General features: G+C 70.9%; 13 protein-coding genes and 1 tRNA gene. 6 read left to right on the top strand and 8 right to left on the bottom strand.

Features of this window, described 5'->3' with window-relative positions; all coding sequences use genetic code 11:
* Positions 1–131: 131 nt before the first annotated feature.
* From M3U25_RS07800 to M3U25_RS07780, 5 genes are all read right to left on the bottom strand, one after another.
* On the bottom strand, positions 132–1,130 hold the full coding sequence (locus M3U25_RS07800; protein ID WP_355496612.1) for an HlyD family secretion protein: 999 nt from the start codon (positions 1,128–1,130) through the stop codon (positions 132–134).
* An 8-nt stretch (positions 1,131–1,138) separates the two neighbouring features.
* Positions 1,139–1,345, bottom strand: coding sequence for a DUF1656 domain-containing protein (locus tag M3U25_RS07795; RefSeq protein ID WP_017916033.1), 207 nt, complete (start codon positions 1,343–1,345; stop codon positions 1,139–1,141).
* Positions 1,329–3,503 (bottom strand): FUSC family protein, encoded by a 2,175-nt coding sequence (locus tag M3U25_RS07790; RefSeq protein WP_355496616.1) that lies wholly within the window; start codon positions 3,501–3,503, stop codon positions 1,329–1,331. The genes M3U25_RS07795 and M3U25_RS07790 overlap by 17 nt, the downstream gene beginning before the upstream one ends.
* Entirely contained in the window at positions 3,500–3,997 is a 498-nt protein-coding gene (locus M3U25_RS07785; RefSeq protein WP_019797268.1) for a MarR family transcriptional regulator, read from the bottom strand. The genes M3U25_RS07790 and M3U25_RS07785 overlap by 4 nt, the downstream gene beginning before the upstream one ends.
* A gap of 272 nt (positions 3,998–4,269) precedes the next feature.
* Positions 4,270–4,746: an LEA type 2 family protein gene (locus M3U25_RS07780; RefSeq protein WP_355496620.1), complete on the bottom strand. Its 477-nt coding sequence runs from the start codon at positions 4,744–4,746 to the stop codon at positions 4,270–4,272.
* Between the two features lie 614 nt (positions 4,747–5,360).
* Here M3U25_RS07780 and M3U25_RS07775 point away from each other — a divergent pair.
* From M3U25_RS07775 to M3U25_RS07765, 3 genes are all read left to right on the top strand, one after another.
* Positions 5,361–5,436 (top strand) — tRNA-Phe (locus M3U25_RS07775).
* 346 nt (positions 5,437–5,782) lie between these two features.
* On the top strand, positions 5,783–6,028 hold the full coding sequence (locus M3U25_RS07770) for a hypothetical protein (protein ID WP_242160767.1): 246 nt from the start codon (positions 5,783–5,785) through the stop codon (positions 6,026–6,028).
* 91 nt (positions 6,029–6,119) lie between these two features.
* Positions 6,120–6,665, top strand: a complete 546-nt coding sequence (locus M3U25_RS07765) for a lipocalin family protein (protein WP_160945964.1) — start codon at positions 6,120–6,122, stop codon at positions 6,663–6,665.
* 254 nt (positions 6,666–6,919) lie between these two features.
* Here M3U25_RS07765 and M3U25_RS07760 read toward each other — a convergent pair whose 3' ends face one another.
* The 3 genes from M3U25_RS07760 to queG are packed head-to-tail and all read right to left on the bottom strand — an operon-like array spanning position 6,920 to position 9,829.
* Positions 6,920–7,306, bottom strand: a complete 387-nt coding sequence (locus M3U25_RS07760; protein ID WP_242160765.1) for a hypothetical protein — start codon at positions 7,304–7,306, stop codon at positions 6,920–6,922.
* Between the two features lie 28 nt (positions 7,307–7,334).
* On the bottom strand, positions 7,335–8,675 hold the full coding sequence (gene xseA, locus M3U25_RS07755) for an exodeoxyribonuclease VII large subunit (RefSeq protein WP_355496625.1): 1,341 nt from the start codon (positions 8,673–8,675) through the stop codon (positions 7,335–7,337).
* Between the two features lie 26 nt (positions 8,676–8,701).
* Positions 8,702–9,829 carry a tRNA epoxyqueuosine(34) reductase QueG gene (gene queG / locus M3U25_RS07750; protein WP_355496627.1) on the bottom strand — a complete coding sequence of 376 codons (1,128 nt, stop codon included), beginning with the start codon at positions 9,827–9,829 and terminating at the stop codon, positions 8,702–8,704.
* A gap of 23 nt (positions 9,830–9,852) precedes the next feature.
* Here queG and M3U25_RS07745 point away from each other — a divergent pair, with 23 nt between their 5' ends.
* The 3 genes from M3U25_RS07745 to M3U25_RS07735 all read left to right on the top strand — a co-directional run bounded on the left by M3U25_RS07745 (position 9,853) and on the right by M3U25_RS07735 (position 13,480).
* Entirely contained in the window at positions 9,853–11,340 is a 1,488-nt protein-coding gene (locus M3U25_RS07745) for an NAD(P)H-hydrate dehydratase (protein ID WP_355496629.1), read from the top strand.
* Positions 11,337–11,819: a tRNA (adenosine(37)-N6)-threonylcarbamoyltransferase complex ATPase subunit type 1 TsaE gene (gene tsaE / locus M3U25_RS07740; RefSeq protein WP_355496632.1), complete on the top strand. Its 483-nt coding sequence runs from the start codon at positions 11,337–11,339 to the stop codon at positions 11,817–11,819. The genes M3U25_RS07745 and tsaE overlap by 4 nt, the downstream gene beginning before the upstream one ends.
* Before the next feature lie 80 nt (positions 11,820–11,899).
* Positions 11,900–13,480 (top strand): N-acetylmuramoyl-L-alanine amidase, encoded by a 1,581-nt coding sequence (locus M3U25_RS07735; RefSeq protein WP_355496635.1) that lies wholly within the window; start codon positions 11,900–11,902, stop codon positions 13,478–13,480.
* Positions 13,481–13,488: the final 8 nt, after the last annotated feature.

Raw genomic sequence — 13,488 nt, 5'->3', positions numbered from 1 at the left:
CTGCATCCTGGCAACGCGTTGTCGCCACCGCTTCGCGGGATCCATCGTGGCAGCGGTAGGAGCGGCTTCAGCCGCGATGGGCTTCACCGAAAAAGCCCGTCGCGGCTGGAGCCGCTCCTACGGACGCCGCATCACTCCTGCCGCGGATGCACGCTGACCGTGGCGGTCATGCCGGCCGCGAGCAGGGTGCCCTGCGGCACGCTGGCCGGATCGATACGGATGCGCACCGGCACGCGCTGCGCCAGGCGGATCCAGTTGAAGGTGGGGCTGACGTCGGCCAGCAGCGAGGTGCCGGTGGGGTTGTCGCTGTCGGCGATGCCGCGCGCGATGCCCTCGACCTGGCCGTGCAGCATCAGCCCGCCGCTCATCAGGCGGATGTCGGCGCGGTCGCCGACGTGCACCCGCGGCAGCTTGGTTTCCTCGAAGTAGCCGTAGACCCACATGGCGTCGTCGCGCACCAGCGCCAGGCGGGCGCCGCCGGCCTGGGCGTAGTCGCCCACGCGCACCTCCAGGTTGGTGATGTAGCCGTCGGCGGTGGCGCGCACCTGGGTGCGCTGCAGATCCAGTTCGGCCAGATCGAGCGCGGCCTGTGCCTGTTCCACCGACGCCACCGCCTGCGCCTGCGCCGCGGTGGCCTGGCCGCGCAGCGCCGCGCTGCGGTGCACGTCGGCCTGCGCCGAACGCGCGGTGGCTTCGGCGTCCGAGCGCGCCTCGGCGGAGATCACCGCGGCGGCGCGTGCACGCCGTTCGGCCTGGGCGCGGCGCATCTGGAATTCGGCCTCGCTGGCGGCCTGGGTGGCCGCCGCCGCCGACAGGCTCGCGCCGGCCGCGCGCGCCTGCGCCTGCGCCACCGCGAGGTTGGCGCGGGCCTTTTCCAGGGCCAGCTCATAGCGCTTGCGGTCCACGCTGAACAACAGGTCGCCACGCTTGACGTGCTGGTTGTCGCGTACCGCCACCGCATCGACCAGGCCGGAAACGTCCGGCGCGCTGCGCACCACTTCGGCGCGGACGCGACCGTCGCGGGTCCAGGGCGAGAGCATGTAATGGCGCCACAGCGCATGCGCCAGCAGGGCGGCGACCAGCACCACGACGGCGGTCAGGGCGAAACGGATCAGGGCAGGGGTCTTCATGGCGGGACTCAAGGAAGAAGGAGCAGGCCGAGTGCGGCGAACGCGCCCACGTAGATGGCCAGACGGAATAGAGAGGGGTGCCAGGCGTAGCGGTACAGGCCGGCGCGACCGGCGACCGCGTCCAGTGCCCAGGCGACCAGCAGCAGAGCCAGTCCCAGCACCAGCAGGCCAGGCACGTACACCCCGGCGATCGAGAGTTCAGCGGGCAGCAGCATCGTCGGCTCCTGGCGTAGTGGTGGTCGGCGCCGGCGTGTCGGCCAGCGCGGCGAGAACGGAATCGGCGTCGAGCAGTGCGCCGCGCAGCAACAACAGGTGCTCGCGGGTGGGCTTCCAGCGCAGCGGTACCGCGCCCTCCACTTCGCTGGCGGCCAAGGCTGCCTCCACCCGCTGCAGGGCCTGGCGGTGCCGCTGTGGGCCGGGATCCAGGTACAGGTCGGCCAGCGCCTGCACGGCGTCATTCACTGCGGTGGCCAGTGCCGGCGACAGCGTGCCTTCGGCGGCGTCGCGGCGCAGCTCGACCAGGGTGCGCCCGGTTTCGTGCACCGACAGCGCCCAGCCGAGCAGGTCGCGCAGTTCGTCGCTGCCGGGCGGGGTGTGCGCGACGATCTGCTGGAACAGGTCGCGGTTGACGCTCTCCAGGCGCAGCGCCAGCCCCGGCAGCGGTGCACGCGCGGCCAGCGTGGTCTGCCGCCGCAGCCGCTCGAGCAGGCGCCGGCGCTGCCAGCGTGTGCCGATCACCGGCGGCACGAACACGAACGTCGCGCTCACCGCCAGCGTGCCCAGCAGCAACGGCACCACGCTGTTGAAGGTGGCCGCGGCGTTGAAGCTGGGGGTCGGCTGGACCGCCAGGATCGAGACGAACGCCAGGTTGGCGCCGGTGGCGAAGCCGTACAGCGCGGGTTTCGAGGCCAGGTACAGGGTCACGAGCAGGAACGGCAGGGTGCCCGCGACGAACAGGCCATAGCCGTCCATCTGCGGCAGCACCAGCAACTGGCAGATCACCCCCAGCACGATGCCGAACACGAATCCATTGAACAGCGAGCGCGCGGCAGCCGGCGCATTGGCGCTGGACGACAGGATCGCGCTCAGCGCCACCGCCTGGAACACCGCGGTGGCGCCGCTGATCCAGCCGGCCTGGATCCACAGCCAGCACATCGTCGCCACCAGCAGCGCGCTACGCAGCGCGGTCAGTGCGGCGGCGGCGTAGTCGTTGCCGCGCACGAACACCGCGGTGTCGCCGCTGCCGTCCTGCGGCGTGCGCCACTGCTGCGGTGCGACCAGCGTCGCCTCGGTGGCCACGTAGTCATGCAGGTCGGTGAAGAAGCGTCGCAGCAGGGAGACGCCGGTGTCGAACGCCTCGTGTTGCCGGACGGCCAGCGGTGCGCGTGCCTCGGCGGCACGCGTCGCCAGCGCATCGCGGCATGCGGCCAGCTTGCGTGCCGTCGCGGCAGCACCCTCGCGCCCGCCGCGGTCGCTGAGCGCGGCCTTCAGCGGCCGGTACAGGCCGATCAGCGCCTCGGCCACGTTGGCATCGCCGCTGCGCAGCAGCCGGTTGATGTAGTGGTGCAACGCCTGGAAACTGGTCGATACCGCCATGAAGCGTTGGTTGAGCAGGCGTAGGCGGCCGCTGCGTGCCCGCGCCTCCGGATCCTCGAACACCACCGAGCTGCGCAGGTCCTCGATGGTCACCGCGTCGCGCACGAAGCGCAGGTGCGCCTGTTCCATCGCCTCGCGCGGCAATTTGCCGCCGGTGGCGTCGCGGACGAAGTCCAGGAAGCCGTCGGAGGCGCGGCGCACGGTGTCGCGCAGGGTCTGGCGCAGCCGGCTGGGAAACACCACGTCGCTGACGATGCCGGTCACCAGCAGGCCCAGCACCACTTCGGTCACCCGCGCCACCACCAGGTTGAACACGTTCTGCGGCTGGTTCACCGCCGGCAGCGCGATCAGCGCCACCGTATAGCCGGACAGCACGAAGGCATAGGCCTTGAAGTTGCGGTACAGCAGGGCGCCGCCGGTGCACGCGCCGATCCACAGCGACAGCACCAGCACGAACAGCACCGGCTCCTGCGGGAACAGCGCCACCATCGTCAATGCGGCCACGCTGCCGATCAGCGTGCCCAGTATCCGGTAGAAGCCCTTCGCGAAGACCATGCCGGTCTGCCGGTGCATCACCACCACCACGGTGATCATCGCGGTCATCGGCGAGGCCAGGTCCAGGCGCAGCGCGATCCAGCCGGCCAGATAGATCGACAGCAAGGTACGCAGCACGAACAGCCAGGCGTCGCCTTCGCCGCGCAGGGCGTCGGCCAGCAGGGTGCGCAGGCCCGGCGCGGCGTCGGCAGCGACGGCAGCGTTGGGCTGCGGCGCGCTCATGCCGCGTCCTCGACGCCGCGCAACAAGGCCTTCAGCAGCGTCTGCAACTGCGCCATCGCCGCCGGATCCAGATGCTGGACATAGGCGTCGAGCTGGGCGCACAGGGCCGGGATCAGCGCTTCGATCAGGCGCTCGCCCGCGTCGGTCAGGCGCAGCAGCAGCATGCGCCGGTCCGCGGCGCTGGGCATGCGCTGGATCAGCCCCTTGTCGACCAACTGCGTGGTGAGCCGGGTGATGTTGGCCGACTTCTCGCCGGCGGCGTCGCTGAGCTGGGACGGGTTCAAGGTTCCGTCCGGGCTGGCGTCGATCATCATCAAGACGTTGTATTCGGCGTAGCTCAGGCCGTAGGGCCGCAGCAGGTCATTGCTCTGGTCCAGGCTCACCTTGTGCAGCAGCTTGATCAGCCGCAGCAGCAGCGCCGCTTCGCGCGGAAAGGGCGGATGCTTGCGCGCGGTCACGTCCAGGCGCTGCTCGGTGGAGGCGAAACGGCTCATGACCGACTCGGGTTCTTGTACATATGTATATAATACATTTATGTACTAATTTTGCGGTAATGCCGGCTGAACGTGGCTGGGGTAGGGCAGGTAGGAAAACGCGTGCACGGGCGTGCGGCGCAAGGGCATGCCTAGCGTGCCGAGCGGCAGGTCGAGGAGGTGCCTGTGTCCGGTGAAGCACAGGTCGACGCGCAGGCGTGGCCTGCGCCCGGATACCAGGCGGCGCGTTCAGGAAGTCAGGCGTGAGGTGGCGCTACAGCGCCACCGCAGCGTCAGCGCAGCACGCCGTCCAGGCCCGGCGCGGGCGAGAGCATGTTGCGGGTGTCGATGTCGAAGCTGCGCTGCTTCTTGTCTTCCGGCGTCGCGGCGATGCTGCCCTTGAGGGTGTACTCCAGGCTGCGGCGGCCGGCCAGGGCGTCGGCCACGGCCATGCGCGCGCTCGAGCTGGGCCGCAGCGCGACGCTCACCACATCCGCCGTTTCCGGCCCGATCGAGATCCCGGGAGCGGCCTGCAGGCTGCCGGCGGCTTCGCCGCCGACCCCCAGATCCAGGTGCAGGGTGTCGTAGCGCATCGGGATGCTGCTGTAGTTCTGCAGGCGCAGTTCCACCTTCCAACTGCCGTCCATGTTGACCGTCAACTGCTGCACGCTGGCGGCCGGGTCGGACACGCGCCGCACCATCCCGTCGCTGCAGGCGGCGAGCAGCGCAGTGCACAACACGAGCAAGCCGAGGCGGAGCGGGTGACGCATGAGCGGAATCCACGGAAGGAAGATCGGCGAAGACTACACCACACCCCTGTCTGCCGTGGTGGCGCGGTGTCGGCGGACCCCGTAGCGCTGGCGCCGGCGTCTGGCGCCGCGGGATGGTGCCTGGCGGCGCCAGGGTTGGCGAGACCAATGGGCGACGTTGCGGCCGATGGATCGGACGAGCCCCACATCGCCCGCTCTCGTGTTGCGCGCTCCCTCCGTCGGTATGAGGCCCGCCGGGAGTGTAGGCGGGCGCTTTGCTCGGGCGGCCAGCGTTAGCGCTAGTTGTGCCGGTCACCCGGGCGTTCCAGCCCGCGAACTGACCGAGTTGGTCGGCGTGGGCCTGAAAATGTTCAGGGTGCGCTGCCGTCACTCCCGCGATGATCCGGTGTCGGGTAGGTGTCCACGGCGATCCGGCCGGCGGCCATCATCGAGGCGTCCCTGCCGTACGCAGGCCGGATGCCGCGGACGCATCCAGCATCGCGCTGCCGCGGGTCGGGCGCCGTCGGTGCAGGCCGCGGCGGTCGGTAGGAAAATTCTGCAACATTGCGCTTGCCCAATCCCGATCACCTCGCTATGATGCGCGTCCTCGCACCGGTCCTGCCGCGTTGCGCAATGGCCGAGTAGCTCAGTTGGTAGAGCAGGGGATTGAAAATCCCCGTGTCGGCGGTTCGATTCCGTCCTCGGCCACCATATCTATCAAGGCTCTACAGCAATGTAGGGCCTTTCTTTTTTCCGGCTTGCGCCGGTGTCGAACCACGACGCGTGGCGGGTCGGCGTGCCGGGTACGTACGCATGTGCCTGGGGACGTGCCGACCTCGCGGGCTATGCAGACTTCCGCATGCGTGCGCAAGGTTCGGGGTCCATGCGCACCGTTCGCGCGTGAAGAACGTGTGTCCAATATTGTAGACAAATGCGTCCGCGTCACGGCTTTTCGGGGTCTTGCGCTCAATCGAAGGCGTTGCCTGTCGTAATCATAGGCACGGGCAATCGGGGGCACCTGCCAATGACCAGCGGATTCGGACGGAAATGCGGCGGCATGGCGCTGCTGTGGGCAATGGCTGGCGCTGCGATGGCGGCCCCCGCCGGTCAGGCGGAGCACGCGGGCGAACAGGGCGGTTCCGGCGCCGAGGCGCCCTATATCGAGCAGGTCGGCTCCGAGTGCGTCATGGTCAACACCTACCTGCAGCGACGCGACGGCGTGGTCGAGCGCGTGGTGCTGCGCGAGCCGGTGCAATGCGCCGGCCAGCCGGACCAGCGCTCCATGGTCGACCTGCGCAACTGATCCGGCCTCGCCGCCGGCGCTCGGCGCCGTGCTTTACATCGCTGCGCAGCTCCTGCATAAGCTGCTGCTTCCCGTCCATCGGAACCTGCGCATGCGCCTTTCGCCGATCGCGCTGCTGTTGCTGGCGTGCCTGTTGTGCCTCGCATCGCCGCTGCGCGCCGCGCAGCCGGTGAGCTCGGTTGCCGAGTTCGATCTGGGCCGCTATGCCGGGCAATGGCATGAGATTGCGCACCTGCCGGTGTCCTTCCAGAAGAAATGCGTCGGCGACGTCACTGCGGCCTACGTGCTGCGCGACGACGGCCAGATCGGCGTGCGCAATGCCTGCCGCACTGCCAGTGGCGACCTGCTGGCGGCCGAGGGCGTGGCGCGGCGCGTGGAGGGCCATCCCGGGCGGCTGCAGGTGCGCTTCGCGCCGGACTGGCTAGGCTGGGTGCCGTTTGTATGGGCCGATTACTGGGTGATCGCGCTGGATCCGGACTACCAATGGGCGCTGATCGGCGAACCGGGGCGCAAATACCTGTGGGTGCTGTCGCGCTCGCCGCGCATGCAGCGCAGCGTGTTCGAAGCGATCAAGGCCAAGGCGGTGGCGATGGGCTACGACCTCGACCCGCTGCTGGTGGTCGCGCCGCTGGATTGAGTGCAGCGCCGCCGCGTGGTGCCTGACGTGCAGGCGGTGCCGCTTGGGCGGTAGCAGGTGCTGACGAACACATGTTCGCAGGACGATCCCGCACGCGGCACGGCAACTCGGGAGCGAATAGGGCTGCATCTCTCCCCCGGCGACACGCGGTGTCCTGGAGCCACGCGTTGGGGCCTGTTTGGCAACAGCAGTGCGCATGCCAACGAAGCGCCTGACGGGCCATTGCCTGCGCTCCGCGCTACGGCCGCCGCTTGTCAGCCGGGAAACGCCGCCAGCGCCGCCGCCAGCAATGCCGCGCTGTCGCCGTCGCGCAGGGTCTGCAGCGCGCTGCGACCATCGGCGAGGCGCACCTCCCGCAGCCACTGCGACAGCGTCGCCAGGTCGCTGCCGCAGCCGTTCCAGGCCACGCAGATGGTTTCGCCGACGTTGTGCAGGTCGGTATTGCTCAAGTACGCCAGGGTGCCGTCGTGCGCCAGCCAGGCGAGCGCGCGCTGCGCGTCCTCCGGCGCGCCATAGGCGGCGCCGTCGATCAGCGACAGCAGGTCGCTGCTGTCGGCGCGGCGCTCGGCCCGGCGCCGTTCGGCGCGGCGCATGCCCTGCAGGATCGCCTTGATCCTGTCTTCGTGGAGGCTGTCGGTCATGGGGGCGAGGACGGTGGACGTGGAGGGATCACTCTGCGCGCTCGGCACGCAGTTGCAGTTCGCCGTCGGCCAGGCGTGCGCGCAGGCGATCGCCGGGCGCGACCTGGGCCGCCGAGCGCACCACGCTGCCGTCGTCGGCGCGGGTCAGGATGCTGTAGCCGCGCGCCACGGTGGCCAACGGGCTGACCGTCTCCAGGGCGCGCGCCAACGCGCGCAAGCGCTGCGCATCGGCCTGCAGCTGCCGCGCCATCGCCGCCTGCGGGCGCCGGCCCAGCGCCAGCAGGCGCACACGCAGCATCGCCAGCCGACGCTGCGGCTGCGAGGCGCGCAGCACTGCGGCGGCATGGCGCAACTGGGCGTGGCGGCGTTCCTGCTGCTGCCGCCACACCGTCGTCAGCCGGCGCCCGATGTCGTGCTGGCGTCGTTGCAGCAGGTGCAGGCGCGCTTGCGGACTCTGCGCCTGCAGGCGCAGCAGGGCGCGGTCGGCGCGTTGCTGCGCTTGTCGCAGCCGGTGCTGCTGCCAGCGCAGCAGCGCGGCGTGCTGGGCACGCAGGCGCGCGCCGAGATCGCGCTGGTCGGGCACCAGCAATTCGGCGGCCACCGATGGCGTCGGCGCACGCAGGTCGGCGGCGAAATCCGCCAGGGTCACGTCGGTTTCGTGGCCGACCGCCGACACCACCGGGGTGATCGCCGCGGCGATGGTGCGTGCCAGATGTTCGTCGTTGAACGCCCACAGGTCCTCCAGCGAGCCGCCGCCGCGGGTCAGCAGGATCGCGTCGTAGCGGCCGCTGGCATCGGCCTGGCGCAGCAGGGCGGCGATCTGCGCCGCGGCGCTGTCGCCCTGGACTAGGCTCGGCAGGATGTCCACCTGCAGCAGCGGCATGCGCCGGCCCAGCACGCTCAGCACGTCGCGCACGGCGGCGCCGCTGGGCGAGGTGATGACCGCCAGGCGGCGCACGAAGCCGGGCAGGGCGCGCTTGCGTTCGCTGGCGAACAGGCCTTCGGCGGCGAGCCGCGCCTTGAGCTCCTCGAACGCGCGGCGCAGCGCGCCTTCGCCGGCTTCCTCCAGATGGTCCAGCACCAGCTGGTAGTCGCCACGCGCCTCGTACAGGGTCAAGCGGCCGCGCGCCAGCACGCGCAGGCCTTCGCGCGGCACGAACCGCAACCACTGGCTCTTGGGCTTGAACATCGCGCAGCGCACCTGCGCGCGCGCGTCCTTCAAGGTGAAGTACAGATGGCCGGACGAGGGCCGGGTGACGTTGCCCAGTTCGCCCTCCACCCAGGCCAGCGGGAACGTGCTCTCCAGCAGGTCGCGGGCCAGCGTGTTGAGCTGGCTGGGGCTGAGGATCTGGTCGGCGCGGTCGGGCATGCGGGCAATGCAGGGCGTACGGGCGCCTATCCTCGCACGTCCGCTTTCGGCGCCGGTGATGCCGGCGCTGCCGCCCCACGGGTCGGCGCCTGCGCATGTTGCGCCAGTGCCCATTGCACGTGCTCGCGCACCAGCGGCGAGGGATGCTGCGCGCGCGCACCGAGCGCGGCCAGCACCTGCGGGGTGGTCGGCGCATTACCCAGCGCCACCGCCAGATTGCGCAGCCAGCGTTCATGGCCGCTGCGGCGGATCGCGCTGCCTTCGGTACGGCGCAGGAACTCGTCTTCCTCCCAGGCGAACAGCTGCGCCAGCGTGGCCTTGTCCAGGTCGTTGCGCGCGCGGAAGTCGGGCTCGTCGCTGCGCTTGGCGAACTTGTTCCAGGGGCAGATCAACTGGCAATCGTCGCAGCCGAAGATGCGGTTGCCGATCGCCGGGCGCAGGTCTTCCGGAATCGCGCCGTCGTGCTCGATGGTCAGGTAGGCGATGCAGCGGCGCGCATCCAGCCGGTACGGCGCGACGATCGCCTGGGTCGGGCAGACGTCGATGCAGCGCGTGCAGGTGCCGCAGTGTGCGCTGGCCGGCGGGTCGATCGGCAGCTGCAGATCGACGTAGATCTCGCCGAGGAAGAACCACGAGCCGCCGTTGCGGTCGATCAGGCAGGTGTGCTTGCCGATCCAGCCCAGGCCGGCGTCGCGCGCCAGGGCGCGTTCGAGCACCGGCGCGGAGTCGACGAACACGCGGTGGCCGAACGGGCCGATCTCGTCCTGGATGCGCTCGGCCAGTTTCTGCAGGCGATTGCGCATCAGCTTGTGGTAGTCGCGGCCCAGCGCATAGCGCGCGACGTAGGCGCGCTCGCCGTCGCGCAGCGTGTCCCAGGCCGCGTCGTCGTCGTTGCGGCCATAGTCCAGGCCCACCGAGATCACCCGCAGCGTGCCCGGAATCAGCTCCGCCGGGCGCGAACGCTTATCGCCGTGCTGGGCCATCCAGTGCATCGTGCCGTACAGGCCCTGTTGCAGCCAGTCGCGCAGATGCGCCTCGTCCTGCTGCAGCTCGATCCCGGCGATGCCGCAGCGCTGGAAGCCGAACGTCCGCGCCAGCGCGCGAATGCGCGCGGCGGCGGCGTGGGGATCGGCGATGTCGAGACGGGCGGACATCGCGCAAGTATAGAATCCCGTGCATGTACGACTGCTTCGATCTCTACGCCACCGCGGCCGCGCGCCGCACCGATGCGCAGGCCACTGCGCTGCTCGGCGGCGACGGCTACACGCTGATGCAGCGCGCCGGCCAGGCCGCGTGGCAGACGCTGTTGCAGCGCTGGCCGCAGGCGCAGCGCATCCTGGTGGCCTGCGGCAGCGGCAACAATGGCGGCGATGGCTACGTGCTGGCGCGGCTGGCACATCGCGCCGGGCGCCAGGTGCGGGTGCTGCAGTTGCCTGGGCGCGGGCCGCAATCGCCACTGGCGCAGCGCGCCTGCACCGACTACATCGGTGTCGGCGGGCGTATCGAGGAGTTCGACGCGGCATTGGCGCCGGCCGACGTGGTGGTGGATGCGCTGCTCGGCATCGGACTCAATCGCGCCCCCGATGCTGAATTGTCGGCGTTGCTCGGTGCGCTCGGCGGACTCGGCGCGCCGGTGCTGGCGCTGGATGTGCCCAGCGGCGTGGATGCCGAGATCGGCAGCGTGCCCGGCGCGGTGTTGTCGGCGTCATTGACGTTGCAGTTCATCGTCGCCCACGCCGGCTTGCATACCGGTGCGGCCCTGAACCATGTCGGCGAGCGCGCGCTGGCGACCCTGGAGGTGCCTGCCGCCGCGTTCGCCGATTGCGCGCCGCGTGCGCAGGCTTGGACCGTCGGCGCCCTGCGCAGCCGTCTGGCGCCGCGTCGGCAGGACAGCCACAAGGGCGATTCCGGCCATGTGCTGTGCGTCGGCGGCAATCTCGGCAGCGGTGGTGCGGTGATGCTCAGCGCCGAGTCGGCCCTGCGCAGCGGCGCCGGCCTGGTCAGCGTGGCGACCCGCAGCCCGCACGTGGCGCCGCTGCTGGCGCGCTGTCCGGAGGCGATGGCGCATGCGGTCGACGATGCGAAGGCCTTGGCGCCGTTGCTGCGCAAGGCCAGCGTCGTCGCGCTCGGTCCCGGGCTCGGCCAGGACGCCTGGGCACAGGCGCTATGGCAAGCGGTGCTGGCCGACGAAGCCCGTGCGCTGGTGCTGGACGCCGATGCATTGAACCTGCTCGCGCAGGCGCCGCGCCCCGTCCCGCAGGCGGTGCTGACCCCACATCCGGGCGAGGCCGGGCGCCTGCTCGGCCTCGCGACCGCCGAGGTGCAGCGCGATCGCTTTGCGGCCGCCGCGGCATTGGCCGAGCGCTACCAGGCCGCGGTGGTGCTGAAGGGGGCCGGCAGCCTGGTCGCCGCGCCTGGGCAAACGCCGCGGGTGATCGCCGCCGGCAATCCCGGCATGGCGGTCGGCGGCATGGGCGATCTGTTGACCGGGGTGATCGCCGCGCTGCGCGCACAAGGCCTGCCGGCGTTCGAGGCGGCCAGCGTCGGCGCCCTGCTGCATGCCGGTGCCGGCGACCACGCGGCCGCCGCGGGCCAGCGCGGGCTGCTGCCCACCGATCTGTTGCCGGCGCTGCGGCGCCTGTCCAATCCGGAATCCACCCCATGAGCCTCACCTTGTTCCTGCCCGACAGCGAGGCCACCGAACGCCTCGGCCGCGCGTTGGCCGCCACCCGCCCGGCGCAGGCCTCGGTGCATCTGCACGGGGATCTGGGCGCCGGCAAATCGACCCTGGCGCGGGCGCTGCTGCGCGCGCTCGGCGTGCAGGGCGCGATCCGCAGCCCCACCTACACCCTGATCGAGCGCTACCCGCTGGCCGATGGCGAGGCCTGGCACCTGGATCTGTACCGCATCGGGGCGGCCGGCGAACTGGATTTCCTGGGGCTGGACGAGGGCGGGGCCACGCTGTGGCTGGTGGAATGGCCCGAGCGCGGCGGCGACGTGCTGGCCCCTGCCGATCTGGACGTGCGGCTGGCGGTGCGTGGCGAGGGGCGCAGTGTGGCCCTGCAGGCGCGTACCGACGCGGGTGCCGCCTGGCTGGCACGGGTGGCCGAACTGGCCGACTTGCAGGGACTTTTTGCCGGCTGACGCTAGAAAGTGAAGGCAGGTTATGGATTATTAAGGGAAAACCGCTTGCCTTTGGCTCCCGGCGATGTTTGAATCGCGTTATGCGCCCGGGGACCCGTTTTTTCGCCAGTTTCGCCGCTGCCGCAGGCTGGTGCCTGACGGCGCAGACGGCGTTCGCCGGGCAGGTGCAGTCGGTTTCGCTCGATAACGGTGCCACCGGCACCCGCGCCGAGATCCGCCTGCAGGGCAGTGGTGGCTTCAGCACGCTGTCGCTGGCCAATCCCAACCGTCTGGTTGTGGATCTTCCCGATTCCTCCGCCGCCAAGGGCCTGAAGCTGCCGGCCGGCGGCGGTGTGGTGAGCGCGGTGCGTACCGGGCATCCGGTGCCGGGTACCTTGCGCATCGTGTTCGATCTGAGCAGTTCGGTAGTGGCGTTCAAGCCGCAGATGCAGACCGTCGGCGGCAGTTCGGTGCTGGTGATCGAGTGGCCGGGCGAGGCGCCAGCGGGCAGGGCGGTGGCTGGCGAGGCGCCGGCAGCAGCGACCCCGGTGCCTCAAGCCGCTCCCGTCCCGGCGCCCAAGCCGGCGGTGGATGCGCGGGCCGAAGCGGCGCGCGCGACCGCGGCGCTGACCTCGTCGGTGGTACAGCGTGCCAGCCAGCCCGCGCCGGCCCCGGTGCCGCCGCCCGTGACGAGCACGCCCGCGCCGACGGTGGTGGCGTCCGCGCCGAGCGCTGTCGCGGTGGTGCCCGGCCGTCCCACGCCCGGCGTCGTGCCGCCGCCGGCCCCCACGGCAGTCGCGCCGCCGGCGAATGAACCCTCCGAGCGGGACGATGCGGACGACGACGCAGCGGTGGCCGCGGCCGCCGAGGCGCGCCCGGTGATGCCGAGCGCGGCGTCGCGGGTGAAGATGGCGCCGGGCATGCGTCCGCTGATCGTGGCCATCGATCCCGGCCACGGCGGCCAGGATCCGGGCGCCAGCGGCCCGACCGGCAAGCACGAGAAGGACGTGACCCTGGCGATCGGCCGCGAACTCGCGCGCCAGATCAATGCCACGCCGGGCATGAAGGCCTACATGACCCGCACCACGGACGTGTTCATTCCCTTGCCGATGCGTGCGCAGAAGGCGCGAGCGGCAAAGGCCGACATCTTCATCTCGATCCACGCCGACGCCGCAGAGAACCGCAGCGCGACCGGTTCCTCGGTGTACGTGCTGTCGACCAAGGGCGCGTCGTCGCAACGCGCGCGCTGGCTGGCGGACAAGGAAAACGCCGCCGACCTGATCGGTGGCGTGCGCCTGCAGAAGACCGACAGCACCCTGGCCAACGTGTTGCTGGACCTGGCCCAGAGCGGCCACATGAAGGCCTCCGAAGACGCGGCCGGGCATGTGCTCGGCGGGCTGAAGCGGATCGGCAACAACCACAAGCCCGAGATCGAGCGCGCCAACTTCGCGGTGCTGCGCACCTCGGACATGCCGGCGATGCTGGTCGAGACCGCCTTCATCTCCAACCCGGACGAAGAACGCCGGCTGACCGATCCGGCCTACCAGCGCCGCATCGCCGGCGCCGTGCTCGATGGCGTCAGCACCTTCTTCACCCGGCAGCCGCCGCCGGGCACGCTGTTCGCCGCGCGCGCGCAGGCCGAGGCGGAAGCGGCCAGCACCGTGGCCGGCGGGAGCCGCTGAGGCGCTAT

The organism is Xanthomonas sp. PPL134 (genome assembly GCF_040595915.1).
GTDB lineage: Bacteria > Pseudomonadota > Gammaproteobacteria > Xanthomonadales > Xanthomonadaceae > Xanthomonas_A > Xanthomonas_A indica.
The sequence above is the reverse complement of the archived record's forward strand: the minus strand, read 5'-3'. Positions and strand labels throughout refer to the sequence as shown.

Excerpts from the sequence above, each read along its gene's own strand:
- M3U25_RS07800 (WP_355496612.1), bottom strand. The coding sequence starts at position 1,130 with ATGAAGACCCCTGCCCTGATCCGTTTCGCCCTGACCGCCGTCGTGGTG.
- M3U25_RS07795 (WP_017916033.1), bottom strand. The coding sequence starts at position 1,345 with ATGCTGCTGCCCGCTGAACTCTCGATCGCCGGGGTGTACGTGCCTGGC.
- M3U25_RS07790 (WP_355496616.1), bottom strand. The coding sequence starts at position 3,503 with ATGAGCGCGCCGCAGCCCAACGCTGCCGTCGCTGCCGACGCCGCGCCG.
- M3U25_RS07785 (WP_019797268.1), bottom strand. The coding sequence starts at position 3,997 with ATGAGCCGTTTCGCCTCCACCGAGCAGCGCCTGGACGTGACCGCGCGC.
- M3U25_RS07780 (WP_355496620.1), bottom strand. The coding sequence starts at position 4,746 with ATGCGTCACCCGCTCCGCCTCGGCTTGCTCGTGTTGTGCACTGCGCTG.
- M3U25_RS07770 (WP_242160767.1), top strand. The coding sequence starts at position 5,783 with ATGGCGCTGCTGTGGGCAATGGCTGGCGCTGCGATGGCGGCCCCCGCC.
- M3U25_RS07765 (WP_160945964.1), top strand. The coding sequence starts at position 6,120 with ATGCGCCTTTCGCCGATCGCGCTGCTGTTGCTGGCGTGCCTGTTGTGC.
- M3U25_RS07760 (WP_242160765.1), bottom strand. The coding sequence starts at position 7,306 with ATGACCGACAGCCTCCACGAAGACAGGATCAAGGCGATCCTGCAGGGC.
- xseA (WP_355496625.1), bottom strand. The coding sequence starts at position 8,675 with ATGCCCGACCGCGCCGACCAGATCCTCAGCCCCAGCCAGCTCAACACG.
- queG (WP_355496627.1), bottom strand. The coding sequence starts at position 9,829 with ATGTCCGCCCGTCTCGACATCGCCGATCCCCACGCCGCCGCCGCGCGC.
- M3U25_RS07745 (WP_355496629.1), top strand. The coding sequence starts at position 9,853 with ATGTACGACTGCTTCGATCTCTACGCCACCGCGGCCGCGCGCCGCACC.
- tsaE (WP_355496632.1), top strand. The coding sequence starts at position 11,337 with ATGAGCCTCACCTTGTTCCTGCCCGACAGCGAGGCCACCGAACGCCTC.
- M3U25_RS07735 (WP_355496635.1), top strand. The coding sequence starts at position 11,900 with ATGCGCCCGGGGACCCGTTTTTTCGCCAGTTTCGCCGCTGCCGCAGGC.